The sequence below is a fragment of the Bacillus paralicheniformis genome (assembly GCF_001042485.2).
In the GTDB taxonomy this organism is placed as follows: domain Bacteria; phylum Bacillota; class Bacilli; order Bacillales; family Bacillaceae; genus Bacillus; species Bacillus paralicheniformis.
In genome coordinates this window covers 1-24,034 of the sequence record NZ_LBMN02000001.1, presented here as the reverse complement: position 1 = coordinate 24,034, position 24,034 = coordinate 1, and the positions used below count along the sequence as shown (strand labels likewise).

The 24,034-nt window shown below is 46.9% G+C and carries 27 protein-coding genes; 6 read left to right on the top strand and 21 right to left on the bottom strand.

Features of this window, described 5'->3' with window-relative positions:
* Positions 1-5 precede the first annotated feature (5 nt).
* The 3 genes from ACH97_RS00125 to ACH97_RS00115 form a co-directional block, all read right to left on the bottom strand.
* On the bottom strand, positions 6-1,823 hold the full coding sequence (locus tag ACH97_RS00125; RefSeq protein ID WP_020453030.1) for a polysaccharide biosynthesis protein: 1,818 nt from the start codon (positions 1,821-1,823) through the stop codon (positions 6-8).
* Positions 1,824-2,082: 259 nt separating this feature from the next.
* Complete coding sequence (locus ACH97_RS00120; RefSeq protein WP_020453031.1) at positions 2,083-2,775, bottom strand: CpsD/CapB family tyrosine-protein kinase; 693 nt, start codon at positions 2,773-2,775, stop codon at positions 2,083-2,085.
* Positions 2,765-3,517, bottom strand: coding sequence for a YveK family protein (locus ACH97_RS00115; RefSeq protein ID WP_020453032.1), 753 nt, complete (start codon positions 3,515-3,517; stop codon positions 2,765-2,767). The genes ACH97_RS00120 and ACH97_RS00115 overlap by 11 nt, the downstream gene beginning before the upstream one ends.
* A gap of 236 nt (positions 3,518-3,753) precedes the next feature.
* Here ACH97_RS00115 and slrR point away from each other — a divergent pair, with 236 nt between their 5' ends.
* A complete protein-coding gene (slrR, locus tag ACH97_RS00110; protein ID WP_020453033.1) occupies positions 3,754-4,212 on the top strand; it encodes an HTH-type transcriptional regulator SlrR in 459 nt (152 codons plus the stop codon).
* Between the two features lies 1 nt (position 4,213).
* On the opposite strand, the gene ACH97_RS23300 is transcribed toward slrR, so the two are convergent.
* Positions 4,214-4,363 carry a hypothetical protein gene (locus ACH97_RS23300; protein WP_023856336.1) on the bottom strand — a complete coding sequence of 50 codons (150 nt, stop codon included), beginning with the start codon at positions 4,361-4,363 and terminating at the stop codon, positions 4,214-4,216.
* Between the two features lie 261 nt (positions 4,364-4,624).
* Between ACH97_RS23300 and ACH97_RS00105 the strand changes: the two genes are divergently transcribed.
* Positions 4,625-5,149: an NAD(P)H-dependent oxidoreductase gene (locus ACH97_RS00105; RefSeq protein WP_023856337.1), complete on the top strand. Its 525-nt coding sequence runs from the start codon at positions 4,625-4,627 to the stop codon at positions 5,147-5,149.
* A gap of 36 nt (positions 5,150-5,185) precedes the next feature.
* On the opposite strand, the gene ACH97_RS00100 is transcribed toward ACH97_RS00105, so the two are convergent.
* The 8 genes from ACH97_RS00100 to ACH97_RS00065 form a co-directional block, all read right to left on the bottom strand.
* On the bottom strand, positions 5,186-6,469 hold the full coding sequence (locus ACH97_RS00100; protein WP_020453035.1) for an MFS transporter: 1,284 nt from the start codon (positions 6,467-6,469) through the stop codon (positions 5,186-5,188).
* A gap of 69 nt (positions 6,470-6,538) precedes the next feature.
* Positions 6,539-7,489 (bottom strand): phosphoglycerate dehydrogenase, encoded by a 951-nt coding sequence (locus ACH97_RS00095; RefSeq protein ID WP_020453036.1) that lies wholly within the window; start codon positions 7,487-7,489, stop codon positions 6,539-6,541.
* Between the two features lie 27 nt (positions 7,490-7,516).
* On the bottom strand, positions 7,517-8,515 hold the full coding sequence (gene pdxA / locus ACH97_RS00090; RefSeq protein WP_020453037.1) for a 4-hydroxythreonine-4-phosphate dehydrogenase PdxA: 999 nt from the start codon (positions 8,513-8,515) through the stop codon (positions 7,517-7,519).
* Between the two features lie 3 nt (positions 8,516-8,518).
* Positions 8,519-9,790, bottom strand: a complete 1,272-nt coding sequence (locus ACH97_RS00085; protein ID WP_020453038.1) for a four-carbon acid sugar kinase family protein — start codon at positions 9,788-9,790, stop codon at positions 8,519-8,521.
* Between the two features lie 13 nt (positions 9,791-9,803).
* Complete coding sequence (locus tag ACH97_RS00080; RefSeq protein WP_020453039.1) at positions 9,804-10,970, bottom strand: iron-containing alcohol dehydrogenase; 1,167 nt, start codon at positions 10,968-10,970, stop codon at positions 9,804-9,806.
* 13 nt (positions 10,971-10,983) lie between these two features.
* Entirely contained in the window at positions 10,984-11,871 is an 888-nt protein-coding gene (gene dapA / locus ACH97_RS00075; protein WP_020453040.1) for a 4-hydroxy-tetrahydrodipicolinate synthase, read from the bottom strand.
* A gap of 145 nt (positions 11,872-12,016) precedes the next feature.
* Positions 12,017-13,735: a PrpR N-terminal domain-containing protein gene (locus tag ACH97_RS00070; protein ID WP_023856343.1), complete on the bottom strand. Its 1,719-nt coding sequence runs from the start codon at positions 13,733-13,735 to the stop codon at positions 12,017-12,019.
* A 99-nt stretch (positions 13,736-13,834) separates the two neighbouring features.
* The gene (locus ACH97_RS00065; protein ID WP_020453042.1) at positions 13,835-14,158 is read right to left on the bottom strand and encodes a winged helix-turn-helix transcriptional regulator; all 324 of its coding nucleotides are present in this window, start codon (positions 14,156-14,158) and stop codon (positions 13,835-13,837) included.
* A 172-nt stretch (positions 14,159-14,330) separates the two neighbouring features.
* On the opposite strand from ACH97_RS00065, the gene ACH97_RS00060 reads away from it, so the two are divergent.
* The 3 genes from ACH97_RS00060 to ACH97_RS00050 all read left to right on the top strand — a co-directional run bounded on the left by ACH97_RS00060 (position 14,331) and on the right by ACH97_RS00050 (position 18,846).
* A complete protein-coding gene (locus ACH97_RS00060) occupies positions 14,331-15,425 on the top strand; it encodes an NADH-dependent flavin oxidoreductase (protein ID WP_026580145.1) in 1,095 nt (364 codons plus the stop codon).
* A 348-nt stretch (positions 15,426-15,773) separates the two neighbouring features.
* A complete protein-coding gene (locus ACH97_RS00055; protein ID WP_023856345.1) occupies positions 15,774-17,219 on the top strand; it encodes a glycoside hydrolase family 68 protein in 1,446 nt (481 codons plus the stop codon).
* A 79-nt stretch (positions 17,220-17,298) separates the two neighbouring features.
* Entirely contained in the window at positions 17,299-18,846 is a 1,548-nt protein-coding gene (locus tag ACH97_RS00050; RefSeq protein ID WP_039073036.1) for a glycoside hydrolase family 32 protein, read from the top strand.
* A gap of 64 nt (positions 18,847-18,910) precedes the next feature.
* Here the strand turns inward: ACH97_RS00050 and ACH97_RS23645 are convergent, their stop codons facing one another.
* Both ACH97_RS23645 and ACH97_RS00045 read right to left on the bottom strand, forming a co-directional pair.
* Positions 18,911-19,063 carry a hypothetical protein gene (locus ACH97_RS23645; protein ID WP_164468296.1) on the bottom strand — a complete coding sequence of 51 codons (153 nt, stop codon included), beginning with the start codon at positions 19,061-19,063 and terminating at the stop codon, positions 18,911-18,913.
* A 366-nt stretch (positions 19,064-19,429) separates the two neighbouring features.
* The gene (locus ACH97_RS00045; protein WP_057957801.1) at positions 19,430-20,233 is read right to left on the bottom strand and encodes a helix-turn-helix domain-containing protein; all 804 of its coding nucleotides are present in this window, start codon (positions 20,231-20,233) and stop codon (positions 19,430-19,432) included.
* A gap of 131 nt (positions 20,234-20,364) precedes the next feature.
* Here ACH97_RS00045 and ACH97_RS00040 point away from each other — a divergent pair, with 131 nt between their 5' ends.
* Positions 20,365-20,571, top strand: a complete 207-nt coding sequence (locus ACH97_RS00040) for a helix-turn-helix domain-containing protein (protein WP_057957800.1) — start codon at positions 20,365-20,367, stop codon at positions 20,569-20,571.
* 47 nt (positions 20,572-20,618) lie between these two features.
* Here the strand turns inward: ACH97_RS00040 and ACH97_RS00035 are convergent, their stop codons facing one another.
* The 7 genes from ACH97_RS00035 to ACH97_RS00005 all read right to left on the bottom strand — a co-directional run bounded on the left by ACH97_RS00035 (position 20,619) and on the right by ACH97_RS00005 (position 24,032).
* Positions 20,619-21,386: a hypothetical protein gene (locus ACH97_RS00035; protein ID WP_057957799.1), complete on the bottom strand. Its 768-nt coding sequence runs from the start codon at positions 21,384-21,386 to the stop codon at positions 20,619-20,621.
* Between the two features lie 207 nt (positions 21,387-21,593).
* Positions 21,594-21,989, bottom strand: coding sequence for a type II toxin-antitoxin system PemK/MazF family toxin (locus ACH97_RS00030; protein WP_048350427.1), 396 nt, complete (start codon positions 21,987-21,989; stop codon positions 21,594-21,596).
* A 9-nt stretch (positions 21,990-21,998) separates the two neighbouring features.
* Complete coding sequence (locus ACH97_RS00025) at positions 21,999-22,181, bottom strand: hypothetical protein (protein ID WP_155519886.1); 183 nt, start codon at positions 22,179-22,181, stop codon at positions 21,999-22,001.
* 226 nt (positions 22,182-22,407) lie between these two features.
* Positions 22,408-22,638 carry a phage holin gene (locus ACH97_RS00020; protein ID WP_048350429.1) on the bottom strand — a complete coding sequence of 77 codons (231 nt, stop codon included), beginning with the start codon at positions 22,636-22,638 and terminating at the stop codon, positions 22,408-22,410.
* Positions 22,639-22,658: 20 nt separating this feature from the next.
* Complete coding sequence (locus tag ACH97_RS00015; protein ID WP_048350430.1) at positions 22,659-23,639, bottom strand: N-acetylmuramoyl-L-alanine amidase; 981 nt, start codon at positions 23,637-23,639, stop codon at positions 22,659-22,661.
* Between the two features lie 69 nt (positions 23,640-23,708).
* Entirely contained in the window at positions 23,709-23,912 is a 204-nt protein-coding gene (locus tag ACH97_RS00010) for a BhlA/UviB family holin-like peptide (protein WP_011197923.1), read from the bottom strand.
* A 3-nt stretch (positions 23,913-23,915) separates the two neighbouring features.
* Positions 23,916-24,032 carry an XkdX family protein gene (locus tag ACH97_RS00005; protein ID WP_241494236.1) on the bottom strand — a complete coding sequence of 39 codons (117 nt, stop codon included), beginning with the start codon at positions 24,030-24,032 and terminating at the stop codon, positions 23,916-23,918.
* Positions 24,033-24,034: the final 2 nt, after the last annotated feature.

Sequence of the window (24,034 nt, the reverse complement as noted above, 5' to 3'; positions counted from 1 at the left end):
TCCCCCTAGTGCGCTGTCACCAGCTTTTTCTCATGCTGGCCGATCGCTTGGAACAAGCGTTCTCTCAGCTCGCGGTCTGACAAATACATAAATTCCTCCATGAATGTTTTCAGCACCGTCAACTCGACGTCGACCGCCTTGCCGATATGAATCTTCGGAAAAACCTGCTCTGCCAGCACTTCATTTTGATTCAGCAGCTCTTCGTACATTTTTTCTCCCGGGCGGATACCTGTAAATTCAATTTTGATCTGGTCTGTCGTATAGCCGGAGAGCTGGATGAGATTTTTGGCGAGATCGACGATTTTGACCGGTTCGCCCATATCGAGCACGAAAATCTGTCTTCCTTTGGCAAGCGCCCCCGCTTGAATAACCAGCCTTGAAGCTTCCGGAATCGTCATGAAGTACCTCGTCATGTCCTGGTGTGTGACAGTGACCGGACCGCCTTTAGCGATTTGTTTTTTGAAAATCGGAATGACGCTTCCCCTGCTGCCGAGAACATTTCCGAAGCGGACGGCGACAAATTTGGTTTTGCTCGTTTTGCCGAGATTCATGATCAGCATTTCTGCGAACCGCTTCGTCGCCCCCATGATATTGGCAGGGTTGACCGCTTTGTCTGACGAGATCAGGACAAAAGTTTCCACTCCGGTTTCGTCGGCGGCTTCAGCGACGTTTTTCGTACCGAGAATATTGTTTTTGACAGCTTCTTTCGGGCATTTTTCCATCAGCGGCACATGCTTGTGTGCAGCTGCATGATAAATGACATTCGGTTTGTAGCGTTCCATCAGCAAAAACATTTTCTCTCTGTCCTGTATGTCGGCGATTTCCGGATAATAGGCGACATGCTTTCCGAACTTCTCCTCCAGTTCCAGCAGAATCGAATGAATGCTGTTTTCTCCGTGCCCGACTAAAACAATCGATTTCGGTTTAAATTTGCTGATTTGCCGGCAGATTTCCGAGCCGATTGAACCTCCGGCTCCCGTCACAAGAACGACGCGGTCCTTGACCGTATTGGAGATTTCGCTTGTATCAAGCTGGACAGGCTCCCTTCCGAGCAAATCTTCCGCTTTGACATCGCGAAGCTGGCCGACAGGATGTCTGCCGAGCAAAATTTCGTCTATTTTCGGCATGATTTGCGTTTTGATCCCCGTTTGCGCACACGCCTTGTACATGTCCTGCATCTGAGTGACGCTTAAAGATGGAATGGCGATGATGATCCGGTCAATATTCCACTGCCGGACCGCCTGCATGATCTGCTCTTTTCCGCCTAAAACGGGCAAACCCATGATTTCAAGCCGGTATTTCGTTTTGTCATCATCGATAAATGCGACAGGCTTAATGTTCAATTCCGGCTTTTGCACAAGCTGTTTTGCGATCAAACTGCCGGCAGAGCCGGCTCCGATAATCAGCGCTTTTAAAGATCCTTTGCTTTCTTTGTTCACCTGTTCCCTGATGATGCGCCACATCATCCGCGACCCGCCGATCAAGATCAGCTGGAACAGCCAGCTTAAACATAAAAGGCGAACCGGAACGTTTTGAAAGAAAAACAGTTCGAGGACCGCCGTCACAAGATGGGACAAGGTAATCGATTTAAGCAGCACATATAATTCACCGATGCTTGCGTACTCCCACACTTTTTTGTAAAGGTGGAAGCAATGGGCGAATAAATGCTGAGCGCCAAGCAGTATCAGTGAAGTCATCAGCAGCATTTCCGAAGGGTATAAATCATATGATGGCGAAATCAGCTGATATCCGATAAAGATGGACAGCAAAACCAAGTACGAATCGAGTGCGGTAATAATGGAAAGCCTTCTCCGATATGTCAATTTCCTACCTCCTAATGTATCTTTCTAGCTGATAGGATCTTTTAGGGCAAAATCCCATGAGCTAAAAAGATACGGGCGATTTTCAAATTTAAACCGAGCACGTCAATTAAATAAAAATGGGCATTTAACCCGTCCTCACGCTCCGCCATCGACGACTTGCGTCTAAGGCAGACGGGTAGTCTGCCCACGGTAGAGCCGAGTGCCTCCATCGGTAAAGGCAAGGAGACATCACCTAAAGCGGCGCAGCCGCTTCAAAAGATTACATGGTTGCGTAATTATACTGACGCGCCTTCTTCACTTTCCGCCCGTTCAACACGGCGCCGAGCAGTTCGCTTTTTGAAGAATTCAGCGCGTCCCGCGACTTGATCGCGTTATCAAGCTTTGTTTTTCCGCTGAGGATGACAAGGATGCTTCCATCCACTTGGTTCGCCAATATTTGCGCGTCTGCGACCGGCAATAGCGGCGGTGAATCAAGGATGACTAAATCGTACTGGTTGTACGCTTCAGCAAGCAGATCCTCCATCGCCTGCGACGACAACAACTCGGACGGATTCGGAGGAATCGGACCGCTTGTCAGCACATGGAGATTTTCCGCCGGGCTTTGCTGCACGACATTTTCCAGCGTCGTTTTTTTCATCAATACATTTGTGACGCCAGAATGATTATCGAGCTCAAAAATTTTGTGAATCGTCGGCTTTCTTAAATCCGCGTCGATCAGAAGGACCTTTTTTTCCTGTTGCGAAAATACGACCGCCAAGTTTGAAGCCGAGAATGATTTGCCCTCTCCCGGGAGGCCCGATGTGATGAGCAATGATTTAAACGGCTTCTCAAAGGATGAGAACTCAATGTTCGTCCTGATCGTCCGATATTGTTCGACGATCGGCGCATTAGGCTGATGCAATGCGACAAGCGCCGATTGATATTTGCGAGAGCGTTTTTTTCTAATAGCCAAGCGGCTCACTCCTTCCTGCTTTCACACGGATATTCATATCGGGGTCTCCGCGAAACAGACTTTTTGTATGCTTCATTTGCTCAATACTTCCCAAATAAATAAATCCCGCTTCCTTTTCGACTTGAGACGGCCTTGCAACCGTATCATCGATAAAATCCAAAAAGAACGCCAAAGCGATTCCGGTCATTATTGCGGCGCCGAATGCCAGCAAAATATTCATTTTGTAATTCGGTCTGACAGGAGTCGGCGAATCGATGATGTCGGCTTTTGAAAGGACGGTTATCCGATCGGTGTTCATGATTTGCTTAATCTCTTTTTTGAGCACCGCTGTTAGCGTGTTCGCTATATCGGCTGCCCGTTTCTGATTTTCGTCTTGAACTGTAATGTTAATAATCTCTGATTCGCTTTCACTGCTCGTTGCGATTTTTTCACCCAACCGGCCGGCAGAGTAAGGTAAATCAAGCTCTCTCTTGACTTGCTCCAAAATCACCGGGTTCTTCAGAAGCGCTTGGAATGTCCGCGTGTATTGCAGGTTGATTTGAATATCGCTGTACGTGGCGCTCCCTTTTTTCTCTCCTACTTGATGCACCAAAATCTGCGTCGATGCCTGATAGACAGGTGTCAGCACATAGAACTGAATGATTCCGGTCGTCAATGTTACACCTATTGTCAAAACGAGAATAAGAACCGTTCTTTTTCGCAAGATTGCAATCAGTTCTCTAAAATCAATATTTTCTTTCATGCTTGACTGCCTCCTCAGGAATGCCGTTTGTTAATGATTGGATTATAAAAGAAAAAATTTGAATTGAAAAATGCTGAATTTAGCTATATAGTTCTTTTTAGAGAACAAATCCGTTCGTTTTCTTTTATTTTCTGTCGATATCTTAAATTTTTGAATTTTATAAAGAACAAATTATTTCTTATAATGAACAGGAAAGCGTTTTTATATGAATGGCAAGGGGAAGAGGAGGAATCAGTATGATCGGAAGAGTCATCCGAATGTACAGAAAAAGAAAAGGCTACTCCATTAACCAGCTTGCTGATATAGCAGGCGTATCAAAATCATATTTAAGCAAAATCGAACGCGGCGTTCACAGAAATCCGTCAGTCGAATTCCTAAAAAAAATCTCCCGTGCGCTGAAAGTGGAATTAAAGGAATTGTTTGATACCGAAGTGTTCCTTTATCGCCGGACCGAGCATGAAGACGAGTGGAGAACCCACCTTGTACAGGCCGTGCAGGCGGGGATGAACCAGGAAGAACTGTTTCAATTCACACACCGTCTCAAACAGAAAAAGAAAGAACGGACGCTTTATCGAAACAGGGAGCTGACACAAGCCAATATCGACGAATGGAGAGCCCTTATGTTGGAGGCCAAAGAAATGGGATTAACCGTCAAAGAAGTAGAAGCGTTTTTGATGAGAACAAAAAACCATTAATTCATCCTGCATTCATATTTAATTTTTTAGAAGATAACGGGAGCTTTTGACTTGAACCATTCATCCGGATATAAATCCACATTTCCATTTCAACTTGCCTAAAATTCGGAATAATCGCATTAATAGATATCGCCCGATCATGAATATCCATGTCTATAGCTCCGTTTTCACCTGTTTGCCTTATTTTTTCATGGCAGTCTTTAAGAGACTTTTTACTTATGTTTATATATAAATGAAGAAACTCGGATTTTGACCTTTCGCATCTTCCTCCAAGGCATGCAAATTCTGTGTCTTGCGGCTTATATCAAGACCTTTGTCACGGCCCGATTCCTTGAATAGGGATGAAGCGTTTTTGTTGAATCCAAGCTGGCTGTTCGTTAAGATGAATAAAATGGAAGAAGGAGATGGAATCATGAAAGTATTGGTACTCGCATTTCATCCGAATATGGAGCAGTCAGTTGTAAACAGAGCATTTGCAGACACATTGAAAGATGCACCCGGCATTACATTCCGCGACCTTTATCAGGAATATCCTGACGAGGCCATTGATGTGGAAAAAGAACAAAAACTTTGTGAAGAACACGATCGGATCGTCTTCCAGTTTCCGCTTTATTGGTACAGCTCGCCGCCACTTTTAAAAAAATGGCTGGACCACGTTTTTCTCTACGGCTGGGCATACGGAACAAACGGCACAGCGCTTCACGGCAAAGAATTCATGGTCGCTGTATCGGCGGGCGCTCCCGAAGAAGCCTATCAGGCCGGCGGGTCAAATCACTATACGATCAGCGAACTGTTACGCCCTTTTCAGGCGACAAGCAACTTCATCGGTACTACATACCTTCCGCCGTACGTCTTCTATCAAGCGGGCACGGCCGGAAAAAGCGAGCTTGCTGAAGGTGCGACACAATACAGGGAGCATGTGCTGAAGTCATTTTAAATGAGAAAAGCCCGGCTTATGAGCCGGGCTTGTTCCTTATACTTGAATCTGTTTCACTTTTCCCAATAGGAATAAATAATTTAAAATGGCAATGACGATCAAGACAGCTGAAAAAAGGAGCGCCGGCACGAAAGAACCCGTTGCGCCAACGATGAAGCCGGTAATGATGGGCCCGACCACTCCGCCCATATTAGAGACTGTATTTTGAATACCGGCAACCATCGACGTCATATTTTTCGGAGCCACATCCCCCGGAAGCGCCCAGACTTGGGACGCGGCGACAGTCGTTCCCGATTTCGCTACACAAAGAAGGATGACAGCCAGGATAGCAGAATCTGCAAAAGCGGCAAAACCGATGCACGAAGCCATGGCAAGGCCGATAATTAAAAACAGTTTCCGGACGGCTGTCAGCGACAGTTTTCCCTTTGCATATATCCGGTCGGACATCCACCCGGCTCCGACTTCAACGACCATTGCAGTCAAAAGCGGCAGAGACGCCATAATCCCCATCTCGATTAAATCCATGCCCCTTTCTTTGACAAGGTATGTCGGCAGCCATGTGATAAAGAAGTAAGAATTATAATTGATCATGAAAAATCCGATGCACATCGCCCATATGTTTCGATATTTGAATAGCTGATACCACTTCAGCGGCTGGCCGCCGCCCGTTTCTTCCATGTGAGCCTGCCCTTCCCGAATATGAGCCAGTTCCGCCTCATTGACGCGCTTATGATCTGCGGGATTCTCTTTAAAGAAAATCATCCAGACAATTCCCCACACGACACCGACAAGTCCGATCAAAAGAAACGTCAGTTTCCAGTCAAAGACCGCTATCATCCAGGCAATCAAAGGCATGGCAACAGCTCCGCCAAACTTTGACCCGCTGTCAAAAATTCCGGCTACTGTCGCCCTTTCTTTTTTCGGAAACCATTTGGCGGCGATCCCCGCATTGCTCGGATATGCAGCAGCCTCTCCGACTCCCAGTGCGACCCGCAGCCCGAGCAGGGATTTGAAGCCTGTCGCAAGACCCGTCAGCGCCGTAGCAACAGACCACCAGACGACCGCAAAACCGAGCGTTTTTTTCTGGCCATACTTGTCGGCCGCCCAGCCAGAAGGCAGCTGCAGCAAAGCGTACGACCAGAAGAAACCGGACATGATGATTCCCATTTGGCCGGCTGTCAAGTTGAATTCCTCGGTAATATAAGGAGCGGCAGCCGAGAGCACTGTCCGGTCAATATAATTGATGGCAATCGCAGCCCACATCATAAACGCGACAACCCAGCGTACATTTGACTTTTTTTGAATCGGGTGATTCAACATGTTATCCACCTCATCCCATTTGTAGAAAACGCTTTCAAATCATGATGCAGGGCATGAATGAAAACACATTCACAACCCGTTGACGACAAACTCCGGTTTTTGTTTGTCGATCAGTACACTAGCGATGTTTTTGACGCATATCATCCCAAGGTTCTGTACGGCATCTCGGGTGTACCCCGCGATATGCGGCATGGCGATAAAACGGTCCAGCTCAAAGAGAGGGTGCTGCTTCAGCGGTTCGGTTTGATACACGTCAAGCGCAGCCCCTGCGATGCTCCCGTTCGCCAAGGCATCATATAACGCACACTCAGACACGATGCCTCCCCTTGAAGCATTGATCAGATAAGATGTTTCTTTCATAGCGGCTAATTCTTTTTCACCGATCATGTTTTCCGTTTCGGCTGTGAGCGGCATATGAAGGGTGATAAAGTCGCTTTCTTTCAAGAGGTGATCAAGCTCCGTAAATTGGATGTGATGATCGGCTGCGAATGCACGATCGGGAAACACATCATAGGCTAAAACAGTCATATTGAAGCCTTGCGCCCGTTTGGCGACTTCTTTTCCGATCATGCCAAGTCCGACGATGCCGAGTGTTTTGCCGTAAACGTCAGATCCAAAAATCCTCGGCCATTTTCCCAGCTTTGTCTCCCTGTCGGCTGCAGGAATCTGTCTTGCAGCCGATAGCATGAGGCCGAATACAAAATCGGCGACTGCATGCTTGTTGGCGTTGGGAGCATTCGTCACCCAGACATTGCGCTCTTTCGCAGCGTGCAGATCAATATTGTCGATACCGACGCCATGTTTGCAGACAATTTTTAAAGAAGGGAGACGATCCAGGACATACGGCGTAATCTGGTTAAACGCCACGATCGCGGCATCCGCTCCGCCTGCTGCTTCTATGAACTGCTCCTCGGTTATATCTGCAGGAAGGCGTTCCAGCGATATGCCTTTTTTCTTCAAAAACAAGACGGGATTGTCTGAGTATTTCGCAAATGACGGTGATGTACATACGACTTTCATAAGATGCACCAACCTTCTTTCATTTTTCTACGATTTGGGCGCCAGCTCAGCGGCTGACCGCAAAGCAGCGAGCATGCTTCTTTCATCGGCTTTGTTCTGCCCCGCAATGTCAAATGCGGTTCCGTGGTCGACAGAGGTGCGTATGATCCCGCCGTTTAATCCGACCGTAATGTTGACGCCCTCTTCCAACCCGAGGACTTTGACCGGTATATGCCCCTGGTCGTGGTAGCAGGCTACGACCAGGTCAACATCTCCTCTGACAGCTTTGTAAAACAGCGTGTCTGCGGGGTATGGGCCGCCGGCATCAATTCCCTCAGCTGCCGCCTGCTCAATCCCCGGAAGCAATTGCCGTTCTTCCTCGCCGCTTCCAAACAGGCCGTTTTCCCCTGCATGGGGGTTGATTCCGCAAACAGCAATTTTCGGCTGTTCGAATCCGGCTCTTGTCAATGTATCATGTGCGAGACGGATGACTTTATAGGTCCGCTCCGGCGTAATCGACTGAATCGCCTCGATCAGCCCTTGATGCGTTGTCAGGTGAATCACCTTCAGCTTTGGCGAAGCCAGCATCATGCTGTAGTCTGTCGTATTCGTTAAATGAGCGAGAATTTCCGTATGCCCCGGGTATCGGTGTCCGCCTTTATGCAGCGCCTCCTTATTTAAAGGCGCTGTGCAAATCGCTTGAATGCAGCCTTTTTTAGCGAGCTCAACCGCTTTTTTCACGAAATGGAAAGCGGCGTTTCCAGCTTCAGCCGATACCTTTCCGACAGGCAGGTTTTCAGGGAGCAGATCGATATCGAGGCAATCGATCTTTCCATGTACAAAACCGCCCTCGTCCGGATGCCCGACCTTGTTAATGACAACCTTTGATCCGATTTGGAAAGCGGCTTTTTTCAGCATTTTCATATCGCCGATGACGAGCGGCCTGCACATGTCATACACTTCACGGGACTTGAGGGCTTTTACGATAATTTCCGGACCGACGCCTGCCGCGTCGCCCATTGTAATGCCGATAACCGGTTTCTTCATTGTTTATCCTCCTTGTAGCTTGTTTGCCGCACTTGCCATCACCGAACGCGAGCCAAAATTTCCGGCCTTTGTCACAATGTACAATTCTTCACCGGCTGCTCCCAGCGGAATGCCGGGCTCTACTTCGTCCAGCAATCGTATCTCATGAATCCGAAGCTGATGCAGCACTTGGTATGCCGTGTCACCTCCGGTTAAAAACAGACGTCTCACATGAAAGGCTTGAATCAGCTCGCCCGCCAATTCGCCTAGTGCACCGGACACCGCATTGCTCGTTTGAACCGGGGTGAGTCCGCGGCTTTCACCAATCTTCTGTGTCTCTGCCGCATTGTCCGAGGTGCAGAGGACGATGTGTTTCGAACGGCGGCGGACGTCCGCCGCCCTCTCCTTCAGCCGTTCGAACTCGTTTCTTTTCTCAGCTCCGCCGCACAGCACGCGCTCTGATCTCATTTCAATTTTTTCAGCCGCACGTCCGGCGAATAGTTCGTGAAGCTGTTCCCTCCCCTTCCGACTCATGCTTCCGACGACAAACATGATCGGCTGGTCGGAAAACGGAACGGTTTGACCGAGCTCCCTTTCTTTCAGATTGAACGCTTTGGGCAGGCAGCTCATCAAGCCTGCCGAACCGGCTAAAATGATAGAATACGGCAAACTCTCCAAAATAAGCGCCAGATCCTGCAGATCGGATTCGTGAACCGAATCGGCCGTCACATATGAAATCCCTTCCGCCCGAAAGCGTTCCAGCTTGTTGCGAACATGCCCGTGTCCGCGGCGGATGTCTTCATATGATAAATGCCCGCTCTTATTTCGAGTCTGCTTTTCTATTAATCTTTGAATATTCGACTCGGCTACAGGCGTTTTCGGATCGTTTGCCGCTTCGGTTTCTTCAAGCTTTACGCCGTTCACATAATGGACGCCGCCGATAACCTGACGTCCGTTTTGAGGGTAGCCGGGAGCGATCAGTACAAAATCCGGCTGAAACACTTCGTGCATCGCTTGAAGCTCGGCTCCGATATTTCCCCTCATTGTGCTGTCGATTTTTTTGTAGACGATATCAAACGATTGCCGGGAGATGTGTTCACTGATGTTTTTCACAGTCGCCTTCGCCTCTGCGGCTGACAGCGATCTGCTGTCCGTATTGAAAATAACGACGCCTTCCGTTTCCCGTCTGGTGAATTCGGCGTCGAGTTTGACGGAAACATCCATCCCGTAATGAACAAGCTGACCGCCGCAGTCGTTCGCTCCCGTCAAATCATCCGCGATGATTGCAATTTTCAAATGTCTTCATCCTTTAGTTGATTAGTTTTCGATAGATGTCTTTTATATTTTCCAGACTGAGCGGTTTCGGATTGTTATGAAGCAGGCGCGTCACTTTTGAAGCTGAGTCGGCTAAATCGTCCACGTCGCTTGCGGTTACGCCGAACGCTTTTAAATCCTGAGGAATATTCAGCCGCTTCGTCCACTCTCTTATTTTCTGCACAACAGCCTCAGCCGCTTGTTCGGCGGTCAAATCAGATGCAGCGATTCCCATCGTTTCTGCCGCAAGAGACAGCCGTTTTGTAATAGCATCCATATTAAACTCCATCACATGCGGAAGGAGCATCGAATTGGCGACACCGTGGGGAATTCGGTATTTCCCCCCAAGCGGATAGGCGAGGGCATGAACGGCAGCAGTACCGGCAGCCGTCAGCGCCATTCCGCCATACGTCGAACCGAGCAGCATGTTTTCTCTCGCTTGTATCGATGAACCGTTTTCATACGCTTCCACAATACTTGCCGAAATCAATCTGATGGATTCTAAAGCGAACATATCGCTGATCGGGTTTGCTTTCGTCGAAATGAACGATTCAAGCGAATGGGTGAATGCATCCATTCCGGTAGCCGCCGTAATTGATTTTGGCAATCCAAGGGTGATGATCGGGTCAAGAATGACAAGTTTAGGCAAAAGAAGCGGACTGACGATGCCGACTTTCAATTCCTCTTCGGGAAGCGTAACGATCGCGTTCGGCGTCACCTCTGCGCCTGTCCCCGAGGTACTCGGAATCAGCACGGTCGGGATTCCCGGCTTTTCGACCAAATCTGTCCCGAGCAGCTCCTCGACCTTTTTTGAATTCGTTTGCAGCACGGACAATATTTTCGTTCCGTCCAGCACGCTGCCTCCGCCGATTCCGATGAGAATGTCGTATCGTTTATCACGGATTCCTCTAAATACGTCTTCAATATTTTGTGCGGTCGGTTCGGGCAATATGGCTGTGCAAACATCTGACTGAATGCCAATCTCTGTAAGCTGAGCCTGTACTTCTCCGATCGCGCCAAGTTTGACAATCGACGGCTGGGTAATAATCAGCGCCCTGTCCGCCTTCGGTACAATCGTTCGTACATGATCTTTGAGCCTGCGGATGGAATGTTCGCCCGCAACGATATGATCGGCTGTCCGAAATTGATAATTCGCTGGCATTCTTGAAACCTCCCTATTTTGATTGATAGTAAGCGACCATTTTTTCGACCTCCAAGAGCGCCGAACCGGCCAGCTCTTGGATGGGCGCTTTCGGCGGGCCTACAGGGATTGAATAAAGCCCAACCGCTTTTTTCAGTGCCGCCGGGATCGTACCTAAACGAAATGTATCGCGAAGCGGCTGAAGCTCCATCTGGGCAGCCTCCGCCTTTTCAGTCTCACCCTCTGACCAATGGTGGTAAATCGACGTTACGATATCAGGGAGCATATTTGCTGTTGCTGCGACTGCTCCCGCTCCTCCCGCTTGAAGCGTTTTCAATATGAGCGAATCGGTGCCTGCAAAAACGGAAAAGTCCTCATTTTTCGTCAGCTCGATATACTGCTGTATGTTTTCAAAGTTTCCGCTGCTGTCCTTAATTCCAACGATATTATCCACTTTCGCAAGCTCTGCCACTGTTTCTGGTTCTAAATGGAAACCTGTTTTTGAAGGGATATTGTACAAAAGGATCGGAAGTGAAACGGATGCCGCAATTGTTTTATAATGCACCGCCGCTTCTTCCTGTGTCGGTGGAATAAAGAATGGCGTGATGACCGACAGCGCATCTGCGCCAAGCCTCTCCATTTTCTTAGAAAGCCAGATCGCTTCTTCTGTGCTGTTTCCTCCGCTCCCTACCATGACGGGAACGCGTCCTGCCGTCTCTTGAATGATGATTTCTGCAACTTTCAGCTTGTCTCCGGTGTTGAACATATGAAATTCCCCGTTGGTACCCAACGCAAAAAGCCCGTGTACATGAGCATCGATCAAATGGTTTGTCAGCTGTTTCAACGCCGATTCATCAATGCTTTGATCTTCTGTGAGCGGTGTCAGCATAGCAGGATAAATCCCCTTTGGTACGAATCCCATGATTGCCTCCCCTTCCTGTAAAGCGTTTTCAAAAATGATTATATACATAAATGTTTCAATAATCAACGGTATTTATCTAAATTATTTTTATTTACTGTTGCATATTAAAACAAAAAAATAAAACACCGGTTTAGCCGGTGTCTTATCAATGTGACGATTTCAATTTTCTCCAAAGCGTCGTTCTGTTGATGCCGAGCCTTTCCGCTGTTCTTGTTTGATTGTTCCCTTCTTCGGCATAGATTTTTTGAATGATCCTTTTTTCGATCTCTTCGAGCGTTCCGGATAAATCGATGTCTTCTCTTTCTTCCTCGTTCAAGCGGCTCAGGACCCGTTCGGCGTCAGCCTTCTCGATATAAACGCCCTGCGCTTCAAGGACACAGTTTTGGACTGTTTTTCTCAATTGGCTGAGGTTGCCCGGCCATTTCGCTTCTTCAAGCAGAACACCAGCTTCGCTTCGAAAGCCGACGATTTGTTTGCCGAATGCCTCATTGCTTTCCGCAATAAACAGATAAGCCAGATGCAAAATATCCTCTTTTCTTTCGGAAAGAGGGGGAACGTCCAGCTCCAAATGACAAAGCGCATCATATAAATCGCTTAAAAATTCCCCGGCGCGCCTGCGGGAAGAAGAAACGATCAGCCTCGGCCCGTCATACGGTTCGCTGATCCGCCTGAGTAAAAGCCGTTGCGAGGACGGCGGCATGCGATCGACTTGTTTGATGTATAGCGTTCCTCTCCCTGAAAAGAATTCTTCGCTTTCACACGCCTGTTCCCATTCTGCTTCAGACAGCAAACCGGCATCGATTTTTCGAAACGGCTCATGCTTGTCCTCCCCCTTCATATGGATCAGCCCGGCCAAGCTCTCTTTCCCTGAGCCGGGCGCTCCGTTGATCCATATGGGTTCCCGCCTTGCCGCGAACAACTCCGCTTTTTTCAGCACCTGCTGCATCGTTTCGTTCCTCGATGTTTCCATATAACTCATCCGTAAAGGAGAAAGAGTCGCTGCTCCAGGCAAAGAAGAAACGTGAACATCTTTTGCATTTTCCGCGGTAAATACGGTCAATGCCTCGTCTGATGCGAAAAACCTGCGTCCCGTGATATTCCATGTCCGCCCATGCTTTCGGAATCTAAAATGGATGACTCCCTTCTTTTCCGCTTCCCCGATCAGCTCTTCCAGATGATCCAGCAAGCCGATTTGTTCGGCAAATACGCCGTTTTGAAAAACCGGCCGCAATGTCTTGTTGTATACTGCATAACCGGTCTCGGCCTTTTGTAAAATGTGATACGGCACAGCGTACTTCTGCTTGATGCTCTCTAAAAAGGAATACAGTTTTTTAGCGTTTGCAAAAGCTTTGGCAATGCTTTCTTTTCCGGATGTCAAAAGCAGTCCGTTTAAACCGAGCTGCTCTGCTTTCTCAATTGTGATCACATCGCCGATAATGATCTGATAGCCCTGTTCTTTGAGCTGAAGAAGCACCGGTTCAACATCGCGTTCGTCTGATACGGTGCAGGCGTCGATCCGGATATCCAAAATTTCGCACACTGCTGACGCGCCGTCGGCAATCATCGGAAATCCGACAATTGCCGCTTTGCCGGGATAGCCCTTGGCAAGCGTAAGCACACGCAGCATATCGTATCCCGACACTTCGATATCCACAACCGGAATGGAAACTTCTTGCTGGATCAGCTCAGCGGTTCCACCTCTGCTGATAATCAAATCAGTCCCGTTTGCTTCCGCTTGTTTCGCCAGCTCCACGCCCTTCTCTAAATCTCCGGAAGCCGCCTCGAATTCAAAATCCTCGCCGCCTGCCACTTGAATCATCAGCTCTTTTAATCCTTCATATGGAGCAATTGCCATCACTTTCATATTCGATCACCTTTTGTTGCAAATTTAAACACATTATCACTATACCAAAAGGCAGAAATATTTGGAACCGCAAAACGAAGGCAAAATAAAAAGGCTCCATTACGGAAGCCATTTTTCCCCCCACGCGGCCATCTCTTTAAAAATGCCGTGGAACTCTTTACCTTTTTCTGTTAATTCATATTCTACAGTAACAGGAACCGTCGGGAACACCTTCCGGGAAATCATACCGCTTTCTTCAAGATGTCTTAATGTGTCAGTTAATCCTTTAGTGTTGACGTTTCCCAAGTTCCTTCTGAGCTCGTTGAATCGCCGCTTGCCCTGAATGAGCTCGGCGAGAACCAAAAATGACCATTTACCGGAGAAAATTTTCAATACACCCTGTATTAAAGAAGAGCATTCTTTATGATCGACAGCTGAATTCATAGCAATTCCTCCATTGCCTCATTCGCCAATTTTGACTTGATCCTACCATATGGACACCAGAGCATTCAAGAGAACGATCTTACGGTTTATTTTTATAAAGCATATATAAAAAAATTGCGTTCTTGTGGAGCCTCACGGTGGTTGCTATGGTTATATCAAAAGGAGGAAAAACATGAAAAAACAATACGATTCTTTATTCACACCCTTTACTTTTAAAAACGGCATCCAATTGAAAAATAGAATCATCATGCCGCCAATGGGGCATTCATCCTCTATGCCGGGAGGATTCATTTCTGACGACGAACTCGTCTATTATGCCGCGCGGGCGACAGATGTCGGGATGGTCATCACATCTGCGACAACCGTACAGCCCGGAACCGGATTTCCCGGCATTCCCGGAGCTGAGAACGATGATCAAATCCCGGGACTAACCCGGCTTGCAGCCACTTTAAAGAAACATGGAGCAAAAGCAATCCTGCAGCTCTTTCATCCTGGAGCCAAAGGTATAGAGCAGACGGTCAGTGCCAGCGCCGTCGCTCCGAATCAACCGAATGCACCGGTGCCAAGGGCACTGTCTGAGCAAGACATTCAAGACCTTATCCATTCTTTCGGCCAGGCGGCGCGAAGAGCGATAGAGGCCGGGTTTGACGGAGTCGAAATTCACGGCGCAAACGGGTTTCTCATCCATCAGTTCTTCTCTCCTTATTACAACCGGCGCAATGACAGCTGGGGCGGCACTTTAGAGAAACGGATGAGATTTCCGCTTCAGATTATAGAAGAAATCAGACGCGTAGCGGATAGCTACCATAAACCATCTTTTATCATCGGCTACAAATTTTCGCCCGAAGAGCCGGAAACGCCCGGAATCACAATGGCTGAAACGTTGCCTTTCGTCAATGTACTGCGGGAACAAGCATTGGATTACCTGCACGTTTCTCTCATTGATTTCCGGTCCTTGCCGCGCCGTGGTGCAGACAAATCCCGCACGCGGATGGAACTGATCAAAGAAGCGGTCGGGGACCGTCTTCCTCTGATCGGAGCCGGGAAAGTACACACACCGGAAGATGCCGTTCAAGCGCTGAAAACAGGTGCCGATCTCGTCGGAATCGGTCGGGGACTTCTGATGGATCCGGAATGGCTTCAAAAAGTTCAAGCCGGAAAAGAGGACGATATTCAAACAACCCTGTCAAGACATGATCAACGAAAGCTCGCAATTCCAGATGCCTTTTGGGAAAGTATACCGATGTATATTGATTTCAACGATTGACGATTCCTCCTTATACGGACTATAGATTCATTAAAAAAGGTGCCTTTTAGCTTAAAATTGATGTCATTTGCAAAAAAATGTATGAGAAAAGAGGAACTTAGACCAGTTGAGTCCCGGAGATGAGTATATTAGAATGATGGTAATTCAATATTGTCGGGATTGTTACTGTCTAAGCAGGCAAGACCTAAAATGTGTGAAGGGCGAAGTCTATCTTTTGCCTATATGACCTTGCACATTTTAGGTCTTTTTTCTGTTCTTCAGGACAATGCCGCAGTTAGGAGGGATGATTGGAAACGTTCATGTTGTCAGGAGCAATCTGTTACATATTGAAAAAGGGAGGAAATATTGATGAACATCAAAAACATCGCTAAAAAAGCGTCAGCCTTAACCGTCGCAGCAGCTCTGCTTGCGGGAGGCGCGCCGCAAACCTTTGCAAAAGAAACGCAAGATTACAAGAAGAGTTACGGATTTTCTCATATCACAAGACATGACATGCTGAAAATTCCCGAACAGCAAAAGAGCGAACAATTTAAAGTTCCTCAATTCGATCCGAAAACCATCAAAAACATCCCTTCAGCAAAAGGTTATAACAAAAATGGAGAACTGATCGATTTAGACGTATGGGACAGCTGGCCGCTGCAAAATGCCGACGGAACAGTCGCTACATACCACGGCTACAATCTTGTTTTCGCGTTGGCGGGCGACCCGAAAGACGTCGATGACACATCCATCTACTTGTTCTATCAAAAGAAAGGCGAAACTTCCATCGACAGCTGGAAAAACGCCGGCAGAGTGTTTAAAGACAGCGACAAATTCACTCCTGACGATCCGTACCTTAAGTATCAAACACAAGAGTGGTCAGGTTCCGCCACGCTGACAAAAGACGGAAAAGTCCGACTGTTTTACACAGCTTTCTCCGGCACGCAATACGGCAAACAGACGCTGACAACGGCTCAGGTCAACTTCACTCAGCCGGATTCGGACACACTGAAAATTGATGGTGTAGAAGATCATAAATCGGTCTTTGACGGCGCCGACGGTTCAGTGTACCAAAACGTTCAGCAATTCATTGACGAAGGAAACTACAGCTCCGGCGACAACCATACGCTGAGAGACCCGCATTATGTGGAAGATCACGGCCGCAAATATCTCGTATTTGAAGCCAATACGGGAACAAAAACCGGCTATCAGGGAGAAGACTCTCTATTCAACAGAGCTTACTACGGAGGCAGCAAGCAGTTCTTTAGAGGAGAAAGCAGCAAGCTGCTTCAAGGAGCGAACAAAAAGAACGCTTCATTGGCTAACGGCGCACTCGGAATCATCGAATTAAATAAAGATTATACGCTGAAAAAAGTCATGAAGCCTTTGATCGCCTCCAATACGGTGACTGATGAAATCGAACGGGCCAACCTCTTCAAAATGAACGGAAAATGGTATCTGTTCACAGATTCAAGAGGATCAAAAATGACAATTGACGGCATTGGTGCAAAAGACATTTATATGCTCGGCTATGTATCAGATTCACTAACCGGGCCATTCAAGCCTTTAAACAAATCCGGACTTGTTTTGCACATGGACCTTGATTACAATGACATCACATTTACTTATTCACACTTTGCCGTACCGCAGAAAAAAGGCGACAAAGTCGTCATCACGAGCTACATCACAAACAGAGGAATTTCAAACGAGCATCACGCCACATTTGCACCAAGCTTTTTGCTGAAAGTCAAAGGATCAAAAACATCCGTTGTCAAAAACAGCATTCTTGAACAGGGACAATTAACGGTAAACTAATAAAACGAACGAAAGAAAATGCCGGTGAACATCGGCATTTTCTTTCGTGTGTCATCTTAGAATAAAGCGGGGAATTTTCTTGAAGAAGACAGTATATAAGCGGATTAGCATTTTAACTGTTTGTCTTGGAATCTTCATCATGATATTGGTTTCAGACCGGGAAACAGAAAAAAAGGGAGAATCCCCGGAAACACCGGAATATCGCGCGGCTTTCCATTTGACAACCCCTGACAAGTGGAAAAACGACCCTCAAAAGCCCGTCTATTTCAATGGAAAATATCATTACTACTATCTCTATAACCGGGACTATCCGGACGGCAATGGGACAGAGTGGCGCCACGCGGTGTCAGATGATCTCGTCCACTGGCAGGATCAAGGGGTTGCCATTCCGAAATATACGAATAAAAACGGCGATCCTTGGTCCGGTTCTGTCGTTGTCGACTCACAAAACACAGCCGGCTTCGGCAAAGGGGCGATCGTGGCGATAATGACGCAGCCTTCGGCCAATGACGGGAAGGAAGAACAATTTTTATGGTACAGCCAAAATGGTGGAAAAACATTTAAACCTTACGGTGAAGAGCCGGTATTGCCTAATCCGGACACCGTCGATTTCAGAGACCCGAAAGTGATCTGGGATGAAGAGGATGATAAATGGGTGATGGCGCTGGCTGAAGGAACGAAAATCGGCTTTTACGAATCACAAAATCTGAAGGAATGGCGTTATACAAGTAGTTTTCAAACAGAAAATATCGGCATCATCGAATGTCCGGATCTATTCAAAATGCGGGCGGATGACGGAACATATAAATGGGTTCTCGGAGCAAGCGCAAATGGAAAAGGTGCCGGCAAGCCGAATACTTATGCATACTGGACAGGCAGCTTCAACGGCAACGAATTTACCGCGGACGAAGCGGAACCTCAGTGGCTTGATCACGGCTTTGACTGGTATGCGGGCGTGACATTTGAGGACGGCGAAACAGACGATTCGTACGAGAAACGCTATGCTTTGGCGTGGATGAATAACTGGGATTATGCAAACCGGACGCCGACATGGAAAGACGGCTTTAACGGAACCGATTCGATCGTCCGGCAAATTCAGCTTAAACATAAAGGCGGAAATCAATACAGCCTTGCCTCTCATCCAATCGATCAATTGGATGAATTAACCGAATCGACAGATGAGTTTGAGCGCATCGAAGTAAACGGATCAAAAACGCTTCAGATTAAGGCAAATACCTATCAGCTTGAGGCGGATATCTCGTGGGCCGATCTTAAAAACGCGGGATTCAGGCTAAGAGAATCCGCGGATCGAAAACGCCATATCGATGTAGGAATTTCGGCTGAAGGCGGTTATTCTTTTGTGAACAGAGGATTTACGGGACAGCCTGACAGCACCCGCACCTATTTGGAAAGCAAAGCACCGTTTGATCCGGAAAAAAAGCGGGTGCATTTCACAATCATCGTAGATCAAAACACTGTCGAAGCGTTTATTGATGACGGCGAAACGACGCACTCAAACCTTGCATTTCCAGACCTGAATGATACGGGTATCACGCTCTTTACCGAAAATGGAACGGCCGTCTTTGAAAATCTAAAGATCAAACATATGCGTTCAATCCACGATTAAACAACAACGGGCGGCCAAGCGGCCGCCCGTTGTTGTAAAAGCGCAAAAAAGCGAGCCTTCCAGCTCACTTTCCGTTTCGTTTCGGCACAACAGCAGACAACAAAATCCCCGCCCCGAGGCCGATCAAAAGCCCCGGTGCCGGATGGTCGAATACTATCCCGATGCCTAATCCAATCAACAGTCCTGACGGTATAAAATAATTGTGTTTTTTGTCCATTTAACCCCGCCCCTTCGTCTAGTCATCACGAGTAACCCCAATTGATATATGCTTCCGGGGAGTCAAATACGACTAAAAGTGCACAAAAAAAACAAGGGCGGCTAATGCCAAACCCTTGTCTTGAAAACGCGCTCGGAGGGATTCGAACCCCCGGCAGACGTGGTACCGGAAACCTATTACGAAATTCTGTTCGTATTTACTTACGAAAGCCTTACGCACACTTATTTTCGATAACGGTCCGACATTTTACGGACACGAAATCGAGACCCTCTTGTGCGATTATACAACGATATTAAACGGTATGTCAACGCCTTTTACAATCTGCATCTCCCGGCAATTGTCGCACCGTGCGACAATCAAACACGCTCACGACTCAAGGAACGATTCGAACTCCGCCAGTAGCCCAACGTTTTTCACACGATTTTCACGGGCTTTTACCGTCCATGCGGCTTGACGGAAGCTAGCGTATAGGTAGTCGTCAAAGCGTCTAATTCTCCGTTGTTTTCGTTTGAGAATCGCTGCATGCCACGCTTCAACGAATGGTTGCGGATGTTCTTCGAGTATTAGCGTCGGATCTACGCATGCTTTAGCTCGCAGTAAGATTCCGTAGTATTTATAAATTTCGTCTGCGTCGAAGTAGCGCGCCATTGCGGAATAGACTTCGCTTGGTAACGCGTTTTTAAGACCGCAGGCCGGGACCGTATCTATTACGTGATTTTTTGAAAGATTAATAGAATGCGATGGTTCATTCGCAGTTTTAGGCGCTTCATCCGTTGGCTCCGTTGGCTTCTCGGCTTGTCCGCGATTGGACATTGTCGACTGGACATCCGCGGTTTCTTCTCCGCTTCCGACCGGCAGAATCACGATAATGTTCGCGCCTTTGCCTCCGTTTATCTTCCGCGTCGTAGCGACCTTCTGGACGATCGAAAGTGATGCGAGTTTGTTGACGGCACGACGCGCAGTCTTGACGGACTTACCGATGAGGTCCGCGAGTGTCTCCGCTTTGAGATGCGCTGCGCCGGCGAACTTGACCGCATAGCGAGCGATCGTCTTCAGCGTCAGCCGGTCCGTGTCGTTTAATTCGTATGTATTGCGCTTGATGTGTTCGTAGACTGCCGTGTTGAGTTCGGCCGTCGAGTCGAACGTTTGGTGTTCCGCTAAGTAATGCATATTTATCACTCCATAACGTGATGTCGTTATAAAGAGTATAAATAGTTTTATCACGTTATGTCAACATTCTTATTTACTCGATGTACATATATCGTTATAATAAGATTATTAGCAGATGGAGGCGATGTAATTTGCAACTTCATGTTAAACTTGACGAGATTCTACGAGAGCGTGGATGGAGTGGGAAAGTATTAGCAGAGAAATCAGGAGTGAGTGAAAACAGAATAAGCGAAATTAGAGGCAATCAACGAACTACAATTAATCGTGAACACATCGCTAAGATTATGAAAGCGCTGGATATCATAGACATGAATGAACTATTTGAGGTGCGTGATTAAATAAAAAAAGAACCCCAACTAGTTAAAGTCGGGGAACGGTCGACATTCTATTTATTTAAAACAGGATGCTCATAATAGGAATCCGAGACAAGCGCGAAATTATTTCTATCGAAGTTTTCCCAGTTTATCTCCTCATTTGTTTTTCGTTCTAGTTGAATAGATAATACTTTTTCTGATTTGGAGTTCCCTTTAACATCAACTAAAGGAAAATTCCATATTAAGATTACCCTCTCTACTTCTTTGTTTTCGAAAACTTTTGGGAAGATCTTCTCGGCGTCCATGAACATTCCTTGCTTAATCATTTTAGAAGTTAGATTATCTGAACCATTTAAAGTTATATTTACAGTTTTTTTAGGTTGGTTATCATCGTCTGCGGTACTGATTAAGTCGACTTTAGCTACTTTTTGCTTGTCTCCCGCTTTCTTGCCGACAAGCTTTTGTATATCTTTAACCAAGCTCTCTTTGCTCAGTTTATCGGGATCCTTTTTAGTTTCCGAGTCACCGTTGCTCTTCTCTTTCCTATCCTTCTCTTTCTCATCTTTTTCTACATTCTTTTTAGATTCTTGTTTACTATTTGAGGAACCATTTTCCTCCTCTTTCACCGCGCTGTCACTGCTTGCGGCAACGTTTCCTGTTTGACTATCTCGCGTCGAGTACCCAACAATTGCTAATACCACAATAACGATACTCACGACAATTCGTGCGGTTACTGTCCATTTTTTATTAGCCCACATTAAAATTAAACCCACAGGAAAAAACACAATCAGCATAAGAATAGTAAACCAGTTTGACTTATAAAACGGCGTTTCTTTCAATTGTCCCCCTCCTCACAGGTAAAATTATACGATACCGGAAGCTTTAACCGCAAACCAGTTTATGTATACGAGCACCTACGACTGTATACGCAGGCACCCGCCAAAAGTTCCGCTTACTTAGTCGTTCTTTCACGTTTCGCAACCACAAAAAAAGACCGTCGATCGGTTTCGACAGTCTTCGTCTGATCGCGAATAGAAGACCACGTCTTAAACGTGGCTAATGCCATCTTCGTGCTGTTGCCCCATGCACAAACCTAAATAAAGTGCCTCGTCAACCTCGTCCATTATTTCAGGGCGTAATTGACCAGCGGACCAAACGCCTTTAGCCGTAAAAAGACTTTTTCTTATAGTGTAAGGCTGAGAACATAAGATATAAGATTTCTCTTTCAATTGTGTCGTCCCAAGCTCAATTGTTACGTTTGTGTCGTAATACTCAGCGCTAGAATCGCTAGTTATAAGTAGTACAGTCACTGTATCATACTCTTTAAAGTACTCACCTTCTTGTAACACTAGAACAAACTTGGGTTTGCCGTTCGGGTAATTAGGATCGAAGGTATATGGGAAGTTGATGTAGTAGATTTCTCCTCGCTGAAGTATCGTCATCCTTGGAGATCAATCCTCTGTGGTGTCAATTGCCTTGTATTGCTCATATTCCAAATCCTTATGATTTTCTTCAAGAATTCGTTTTTGGTCCGCATTTAGTTCTGTTCGATACTCCCCACTATATCTTCTCTTCAACGCTTTACTTCTTAAATCTTGAAGTTTACTTTTAAGGCGTGACTCTGTTATTGCCATGTCGTCATCCTCCTTCTTTTTATCGTACATCAACTATCACCACCAAACGTATAAAATTTGGCGATCATGTTATGCATCCGATAAGTATACAATAATTGTAATGCAAACAGATCGCCAAAACAAGATTTTTCACACTTCTAAGTGGACTTTTCCCTATTCTCGGTATTTTATGCCTTAATTTATACATTCATGATAAAAAAGATATAAGTTTATACTGACAAGTTATCTATTCACCTTTTGTCCGCGCTTTCTTCGTCACGTCGTTATTTTTCCAGTACGCCCATAGCGAAGTTGCTCCGGTAAATGCGAGCGAAATAAATTGCTGCACGCCTTCCTCATCGACCGGAATCGGACTGTGACCCGTCATCGTAAGCGTCTGGTTAACGAGTGCAAGCGCAAGAAGCACGAATCGAGCGATTGTGCCTGCGCTAATTTTTTCGATTGTCTTTACGTTCATAATATCGTCTCCCTTTTCGATTAGTTTACGGAATAGCCGGCTTTTTTCAGCGCAGCAGCGAGTTTAGCTTTCGTATTAGGTCCGTAAATTCCGTCCGGGCTCAATCCATACATCGACTGGAACCGTTTGACTGCGTTCGCCGTTTTCGGACCGTAATAGCCGTCGATTCCGTTATTCTTGGCGCCTTTGTCCGGGTAGAAGTAAACGGAAGCAAGTGCGTCCTGTACTTGCGTTACCTTCGCCCCTTTCGTCAGTGGGCTCGTTACTTTAAGAACTCCGCCCGGCAGCGTGAACGTCTTTTTAGAAGATCCGGATGGCTTCGGAGCCGCAGCCGGTTTAGACGCCCCTTTAAGCTTCAGCACCTGTCCAACGGAAATTTTATTCGGATCTTTGATGTTGTTCCAGCTCTGAAGATTCGCCACGCTTACTCCATTCGCTTTAGCAATAGCGGAAAGTGTGTCGCCTTTCTTAACGGTATAAGTCGTGCCGGATGGTTTAGACGCTTGACCGCCGAGAGCTTTCAATTCCGCAGCGATAGCCGCTTTCACCGCATCCCAACGTCCCTCATCGAGTACACGGTGCGGGCAGTATTTTCCGCTCCAATCCTGGTGTTTTTTAACGCGATCAACGCCCCAACCGCGCTCTTTTAATAGCTGAGCGATGAATTTAATCGCAAGTTTTTCAGCCGCTTTATACTTAGCGCCACCTGACTTCGAATAGCAAACTTCGACACCGATAGACGAACGGTTGCCTGGTCCGTTTCCGTCTCCGCAATGCCATGCGTTCCGGTTAGTCGGAAGCCCCTGAACGACCTCTTTATCGTCTACCGCAAAGTGGTACGATACTTGGTTGTTATTACGGATCATGTACGCAATCTCATTCGCTGCTGAAGCGTCGTTCGCCGTATTGTGAAACGTGATATACTTTGCATCCATTGAATACGGACACTTAACGGAATACTTGCTTGACGCGACGAGGTTTTTCTTAACTGAAATCGCCATTTAATCGTCTCCCTTTTCGTTAATTTTGCGCATATAAATAGCCCGCCGGACTCTCACCGAACGGGCGCGTTATTCTCTTCCGCGAAATTTCTCTTCGAGTCTATCGAGCTTATCGATAATGACATCGTACTTATCGCTGAATTTATCGAGTAGATCCTGTAGCCGCGATTCACGTTCACGATTCGATTTCATTACGTAAATCAGCAGCCACGTAAAAAGGACCGCGAACGGCCCTTGCGTTAAAAAGTATTTGATTACGTCCAGCTCGCCCAATGACTACGCCTCCTGTTCGCTATTAGTAACGTTCTCGTCTTCGCTTGGCGGCGAATCAGGATCGTAAGGATCTCCGGTAATTTCTTCGTATTGTTCCGGCGTGATCCGTCCGGCAGCCACAA

Excerpts from the sequence above, each read along its gene's own strand:
- ACH97_RS23300 (WP_023856336.1), bottom strand. The coding sequence starts at position 4,363 with ATGGATATTCATGATCGGGCGATATCTATTAATGCGATTATTCCGAAT.
- ACH97_RS00095 (WP_020453036.1), bottom strand. The coding sequence starts at position 7,489 with ATGAAAGTCGTATGTACATCACCGTCATTTGCGAAATACTCAGACAAT.
- ACH97_RS00115 (WP_020453032.1), bottom strand. The coding sequence starts at position 3,517 with ATGAAAGAAAATATTGATTTTAGAGAACTGATTGCAATCTTGCGAAAA.
- ACH97_RS00015 (WP_048350430.1), bottom strand. The coding sequence starts at position 23,639 with ATGGCGATTTCAGTTAAGAAAAACCTCGTCGCGTCAAGCAAGTATTCC.
- ACH97_RS00070 (WP_023856343.1), bottom strand. The coding sequence starts at position 13,735 with ATGAAAGTGATGGCAATTGCTCCATATGAAGGATTAAAAGAGCTGATG.
- ACH97_RS00080 (WP_020453039.1), bottom strand. The coding sequence starts at position 10,970 with ATGCCAGCGAATTATCAATTTCGGACAGCCGATCATATCGTTGCGGGC.
- ACH97_RS00025 (WP_155519886.1), bottom strand. The coding sequence starts at position 22,181 with ATGGCAATAACAGAGTCACGCCTTAAAAGTAAACTTCAAGATTTAAGA.
- ACH97_RS00045 (WP_057957801.1), bottom strand. The coding sequence starts at position 20,233 with ATGCATTACTTAGCGGAACACCAAACGTTCGACTCGACGGCCGAACTC.
- slrR (WP_020453033.1), top strand. The coding sequence starts at position 3,754 with ATGATCGGAAGAGTCATCCGAATGTACAGAAAAAGAAAAGGCTACTCC.
- ACH97_RS00030 (WP_048350427.1), bottom strand. The coding sequence starts at position 21,989 with ATGACGATACTTCAGCGAGGAGAAATCTACTACATCAACTTCCCATAT.
- ACH97_RS00060 (WP_026580145.1), top strand. The coding sequence starts at position 14,331 with ATGAAAAAACAATACGATTCTTTATTCACACCCTTTACTTTTAAAAAC.
- ACH97_RS00065 (WP_020453042.1), bottom strand. The coding sequence starts at position 14,158 with ATGAATTCAGCTGTCGATCATAAAGAATGCTCTTCTTTAATACAGGGT.
- ACH97_RS00105 (WP_023856337.1), top strand. The coding sequence starts at position 4,625 with ATGAAAGTATTGGTACTCGCATTTCATCCGAATATGGAGCAGTCAGTT.
- ACH97_RS00100 (WP_020453035.1), bottom strand. The coding sequence starts at position 6,469 with ATGTTGAATCACCCGATTCAAAAAAAGTCAAATGTACGCTGGGTTGTC.
- ACH97_RS00020 (WP_048350429.1), bottom strand. The coding sequence starts at position 22,638 with ATGAACGTAAAGACAATCGAAAAAATTAGCGCAGGCACAATCGCTCGA.
- pdxA (WP_020453037.1), bottom strand. The coding sequence starts at position 8,515 with ATGAAGAAACCGGTTATCGGCATTACAATGGGCGACGCGGCAGGCGTC.
- ACH97_RS00055 (WP_023856345.1), top strand. The coding sequence starts at position 15,774 with ATGAACATCAAAAACATCGCTAAAAAAGCGTCAGCCTTAACCGTCGCA.
- ACH97_RS23645 (WP_164468296.1), bottom strand. The coding sequence starts at position 19,063 with ATGGACAAAAAACACAATTATTTTATACCGTCAGGACTGTTGATTGGA.
- dapA (WP_020453040.1), bottom strand. The coding sequence starts at position 11,871 with ATGGGATTCGTACCAAAGGGGATTTATCCTGCTATGCTGACACCGCTC.